At 62.2% G+C, this 5,757-nt stretch carries 4 protein-coding genes; 3 read left to right on the forward strand and 1 reads right to left on the reverse strand.

What is annotated here, in order from left to right:
* Positions 1 to 167 precede the first annotated feature (167 nt).
* From LDN95_RS22695 to LDN95_RS22705, 3 genes are all read left to right on the forward strand, one after another.
* Positions 168 to 1,148 carry a site-specific integrase gene (locus tag LDN95_RS22695; protein ID WP_255631077.1) on the forward strand — a complete coding sequence of 327 codons (981 nt, stop codon included), beginning with the start codon at positions 168 to 170 and terminating at the stop codon, positions 1,146 to 1,148.
* Between the two features lie 278 nt (positions 1,149 to 1,426).
* Positions 1,427 to 2,227: a hypothetical protein gene (locus LDN95_RS22700; RefSeq protein WP_007683848.1), complete on the forward strand. Its 801-nt coding sequence runs from the start codon at positions 1,427 to 1,429 to the stop codon at positions 2,225 to 2,227.
* Positions 2,220 to 5,540: a DEAD/DEAH box helicase gene (locus LDN95_RS22705; protein ID WP_226019779.1), complete on the forward strand. Its 3,321-nt coding sequence runs from the start codon at positions 2,220 to 2,222 to the stop codon at positions 5,538 to 5,540. Before LDN95_RS22700 ends, LDN95_RS22705 begins: the two co-directional genes overlap by 8 nt.
* Positions 5,541 to 5,644: 104 nt before the next feature.
* Here the strand turns inward: LDN95_RS22705 and LDN95_RS22710 are convergent, their stop codons facing one another.
* A complete protein-coding gene (locus LDN95_RS22710; protein WP_226016645.1) occupies positions 5,645 to 5,755 on the reverse strand; it encodes a transposase domain-containing protein in 111 nt (36 codons plus the stop codon).
* Between the last annotated feature and the right edge of the window lie 2 nt (positions 5,756 to 5,757).

Below are 5,757 nucleotides of genomic sequence, written 5' to 3' on the forward strand. Positions count from 1 at the left end.
CCCGCACCTTCCCGCATATGCTTGCGGCGAGCGGTATCAGTCCAGGGCATGTGCTTCCTCCATCGTCTCGACAACGACGCTGAATCACAACCTACTGATATCGCTCAACCACTTTTCGCTCGGGCTCTGAGGCGCGGGTCAAAGTCGCGGCGGGCGGTGACCCGGCGATGGAGAAGCGCAAGCAGAAGATCCGTTCGGAATTCCTTTCCGCCCAGACATTCGAAGCGGTGGCACGCGAGTACATCGATGAGATGATGGTGCAGAACGGTCGCGCGGATGCGACCATCATCAAGGCCAACTTCTTCCTCGACCAGCTGACGGCCGCCATCGGCAGCCGTCCGATCGATGAGATTGAGCCGTTCGAGGTGCTGGCTCCCCTCAAGCGCCTCGAAGCGAAGGGCAAGCACGAGACCGCCAAAAAGACCCGATCCTTTGCGAGCCGCGTGTTTCGCTATGGAGTTGCCACGACGCGCTGCAAAGGCGACCCGACGACGATGCTCCGCGGGGCGCTGATCACGCCCAAGGCAAAGCACTATGCAGCGATCCTTGAGCCGAAGGATCTTGGTGGGCTGCTCCGTGCGATCCAGGACTACACTGGCAACTTCATCACCCGGTACGCCTTACTCATTGCACCCCATGTCTTTGTACGCCCTGGCGAGCTGCGGCATGCCGATTGGAAAGAGATCGACCTCGAAGAAGGCGTCTGGCGCATCCCAGAGGGAAAGATGAAGGCGCGCCGCCCTCATGCCGTGCCGTTGTCCAAACAGGTAGTCGGGTATCTCAAAGAACTTGCCGAGATGGTCGGCACTGAAGGGTACGTGTTTCCGTCAGCCCGCGCGTCCGTCCGCCCGATGAGCGAAAACACCTTGAACGCCGCTTTCCGGCGGATGGGTTTCACGAAGGACGAAGTCACCGCGCATGGTCTTCGGGCTACGGCCTCCACCATGCTGAATGAAAGCGGCCTCTGGAATCCGGACGCGATTGAACGCGGCTTGGCGCACGGTGACAGTAATGCCGTTCGCGGTGTTTATCACCGCGGCAAGCACTGGGAGGAACGTGTCCGCATGGCGCAGTGGTGGAGCGACTACCTCGATACGATCCGGGAGGGCGGCAAGGTCATCAAGGGCGCGTTTGTGGGAAGAGCCTGACCAGGATTTCGAATACCGGTAGGGTATAGCTGGAACTGGGACTTACCAGTCATTCCGCCGCCACAAGGCCAACGACAGGTCATTCGCCAAAACCAGACATCCGCACCGACCTGCCCCCGAGTGTAACCCGCACTTCTAGCGATCAATTGCATCCAACTTGATCTGCTTGAGCTTAGATATGTTCTCATTGGAGCCGCCGATCTGTATATCTCTCCGAAGGCCGTGTTCGGCATCACTTGGGAGGGGGCCATGGACGGGTTAGGGTCTTCAGAGGCGCGATGCCTCTCACGCTGATACCGATATCGCATGGAACTCTTTGTCACGGCTCGCGGTGGACCGTTTCCGACGAGGACGATCTTGCCAGCAAGGTCGCGCGCTTGGCGCTTGGGCAGACGCGACATGTAGCAGCGATCCTGACCGGTATCGACAAACGGCCGCCTGTCACCCGCGCGGACACGGCGGCCGGTGCGATCAAACTGCTGACCGTGCCGAAGGATAAGCCCCCGTATCATCGCGATGGCTGGGTTTTCCAGGCGATCTCATGGATCGCGGCGCACCGTGCCGATGCCGGAGCGGTGATCCGCGCGCCGCATATGATTCATGCGCACAAGGGCTTTGATGGCTTCCAGTTGAAACTCGATGAGTCCGGCCAGACCGTCTCAGCGGTGGTGATTTTCGAGGACAAGGCGACGGAGAACCCGCGCAGCACGATCGCTGGAGATGTGTGGAAAGGCATCCGAGATCTGGAAAGCGGACTGCGCATGAACGAACTGATCCCGGAGGCTGGCGGCCTACTCGAAGCCCACCAGCAACGATTTCCCGAACTCGATATTGACGGTGCGGTGGAACGGATAGCCTGGGAGGAAGCCCGGCATTTTCGTGTCGCGGTCACAGCCGACATAGCTCATGACAATGACGACGCGCGAGCTGCACTGTTTAAGGGGTTTGACGAGGTTGCGCCTGGGCTCGCGAGTCGCCGCCAAGCGGAAACCATTGCGATCCCGAAGCTGCGCGACTGGATGAAAGCTTTTTCGGCTAAGGCGATCAAGCAAATCGAGGCATGGCGGGACGATGTTTGATCCTGTCACGATCGACCTTATCAGGGGCGCACCGCCACTTGGCGACCTCGACTTTTCCGAGCTGCCCCAACGCTTCACCAATGCCTTCGCCGAAATCGTCGCAGCGCGAGTCCGGCTGCGAGGTGCCGCAACGGTCGAGCAGCGCGGCGAAGCCTTTATTGAGCTGCTTTCGGAGATGCGCCGTCTGGCGGCGGCGCAGGAGCTGCTCGTCGCAACTGCGCCGGAGCGTGCCGACCGCGCCTCGGCCGCATTCGTGGCCGGCACCGCACACCAGCTGTGCCTCATGGCCGAGACCGTCGTAGCCGAAGGCGAGCCGTGTTTTTCCAGCATTAACGCTATCCATGCCGATCATGACATCTGCGCGACGCTGCTGTTCTTGATCGCGGACTCGCAGAGCGACGCTGCCGAGATGGCCAAGCGGCTCAAGCGTCCGGACGGCGACCTGAGCGCCGAAGGTCGACTGGTCGCCGCGATCGCCGACTTGGCTACTGGCCGTCTGCGCGAAGTGATCACAAGCGAGGTCGACGAAGACAATTTCGAATTCTACGATCCTCCGTCTGATACGACCGCCAGCGGTATCGCAGTGGAAGCGCTTCTTCGCCGGCTGCACGCGGGCGTCATCCAGCTCGCGCGTGAGCTGCTCGTTCCACCACACGAGGGCGTCGCGGCGGATGCGATCCCGGAATCGCGCCGCATTTTCGCCCAGGTGCGCGACCTTTCCGTCACCCCGATTGAAGGTGTGTTCGAAGAGGATGGTCCCGAGGTCTTCAGTTCCTTTCCCGGTCCGCTCCACATCGCCAAGCTGCTGCTGGCGGTGTCGGGCGATCTGGCCGAAGCAGCACTTTGCCGGGTTCCTGCGCCGAATGGCATCGACCCAAGCGCGTGGTGGCAGGTCATTCGCCGGGCCGCGCGCAAGCGCCCCTATCTCTGGCGAAATCACCGCGAGGCGCTGGAGAAGGGCTATCTCGCGAAAGGCGTTTCGGCGGCGGTCAGCTTCCCAACCGGGGGAGGCAAGTCGACGCTGGCAGAACTTAAGATCGCTGCGGCGCTGCTTGGCGGCGGACAGGTCGTTGTGCTCGCGCCGACACTGGCGTTGGTCGACCAGACCGCCTTCACGCTTGGCAATGCGTTTAAGGACTATACCGTTCTCGGCGATCTCGACGACGAGATCACCTTCTCCGACGTCCTCGAGCTTCCGGAGATAATCGTCACCACGCCCGAGCGCTGTCTCGTGCTGCAGTCGATACAGCCGGAAGCATTCGCGCAGGTCGCGCTCGTGGTGTTCGACGAGTGCCACCTCATTCATCCTCGCGAATCCGACCGCAGCCGGCGGGCGATCGACGCAATGCTGTGTATCCTAAATCTCACTAGCTATGCGCCCGGTGCCGACCTGTTGCTCGTATCTGCGATGATGCAGAACGCCGAAGAGATGGCCGGCTGGGTGGCCGAGCTCACCGGCCGCCCTTGCCTCCCGCTCGACCTCGCTTGGAAGCCGACCCGCCAGGCCCGCGGCTGTGTGGCCTATGAAGCCGCGCGCATCACCGAGCTCAACGAACTGCTCGCCACGGAACAGCTCACCGCGACCACTAAGGGCGTGCCCAAGCCTCTCGCAAGCCGCCTCGATGCGGCGCCCTTTGCCTTTTTCTGCCTGCGGCAGACCTGGGCGACCCGCAAGCGCGACGACTATGCGCTGATGGCGCTGCTTGACGAGGCGGTGCCGTTCGCGACCGGCGTGTCAGAAAAATCCGGCGACTGGTATATGACGCCGAACGGCAACATCGTCGCGGGTACGATCGCCGCGGCAGCAGCCGAGGACGGCCTAAAGACCCTGACCTTCGTCCAGAGTACGATCGCCGCCGAATCCACCGTCCGGCATTTTCGTAGCCTGCTGCCCAAGCGTCGCGTCGTGCTCACCGAGGAGGAGCAAGGTTGGCGCAAGCTGGTCGAGGAAGAGATGGGCGGGCCGCAGCACTGCTATCTCAAGCTAGACGCTTCCGGCCAGGTTGATGGGAGCGCCACCAGCCATCACGGCCAGCTGCTTAAGCCCGAGCGCATGCTGCACGAGTCGTTATTCAAGCGGCGTGACGGTGTCGACGCCCTGTTCGCCACTTCGACCCTGGCGCAGGGCATGAACCTGCCGAGTGACGTGGTCCTGATCGCCGGCGACAGCCGCTGGGACGTGTCGGACGACAAGTTCAAGCAGCTGGACGCGCACGAACTGCTCAATGCCGCCGGCCGGGCCGGGCGTGCGGGCGAAGGCGGCCAGGGCTTTGTGCTGGTGGTGCCGAGCAAGATCATAAACATCGATGATGATGACAATACGATCCATCGCCACTGGATGTCGCTCCAGAGCATCTTCTCGCAGTCGGACCAGTGCTTGAAGATCGATGACCCGATAACCGGCCTGCTGGATCGCATCCACATGCAGGCGCACGAAGGCAATGAGGACTATTTCCTTGCCCGACTGCCAGTCGGCGAGTCGGATGCGCCCGACGAACCCGCCAAGGCCATGATCCGTCGATCCTTCGCCGCGTACCGCAAGCGCCAGGAAGGCAAGGCCGAGTGGATTGAAAGCCGCATCGTCGCAGCGCTTGCGCGCCGTGACGAGCTGGCGCCGAAGCAGGACCTGAACTGGCTCGAGCGAGTGGCTGCCTCCGCGGGGCTACCCTATGAGGTCGTCGCCAGCCTGGCTGCGCTGATCGAGGCGGGGGCGTTTGACGGTGACAGCACGGACTGCATGAATACGTTGTTTGACTGGATCGAGGCCAACCCGACCTGGTTGATGCACCTGATCAGGCCCAACGACATCGAAGGGCTGTTTGGGAAGGACTATCGTGCGATCGCCGGCAATGCCGCCAAGGCGAAGGTCGCCTTGCCGCAGATCAGGCCGCTGCTGACCGCATGGATGGCGGGAAAGCCGCTCTGCGAACTCGAACGGGCGATCGGAACCAAGGAGCATCTTATCAAGACCTGCGAGACCGCGCGGCACTTCGCGGTTCGCCTTGTTCCGGACTTGGCCTTCGTCGCCGGCCTGCCGGCACGCATACTCGCGGCAAGAGCCGTGGCGGCTGGAAAAGAGCCTGTCATGCCGATTGTCTTGCAGACTTTGAGCGGCGTGGTCCGCAAGGGCTGCGCAAGCGCTGAGCAACTCGCGAACGCGGTGCATCTGAACTCGGATTCACGGCCCGCTGCTCGTGCGCAGTTCCTGCAGATCGAGCGCCATATTCCAGCGGGCGAACCCTTCGAGACTTTTGACACCGTCCTTGAGCGGGTCCGGCATGCTCATCTGCTCGCAATGTTCGACGAACTCTAGCAACTCTGGATCAACCAATCAGCCTAGCCGGCCGCGACCGGGGGTGACTCATGGCGACGGTCAAAGCGTGAGCATGTCGGCATAGTCCAACGTAAGCGGTGTTTTCAGACCACGGGCGTCCAGGGCACGAGCTCGCCAACAACGTTGGCTGGGTGACCGCCGGCTAACTTCGTGAGCGTGTCGGTCAACCAGACGTGTGGGTTGATGCCGGTCAGCT

This window comes from Novosphingobium sp. FKTRR1 (genome assembly GCF_020404405.1).
Lineage (GTDB): Bacteria > Pseudomonadota > Alphaproteobacteria > Sphingomonadales > Sphingomonadaceae > Novosphingobium.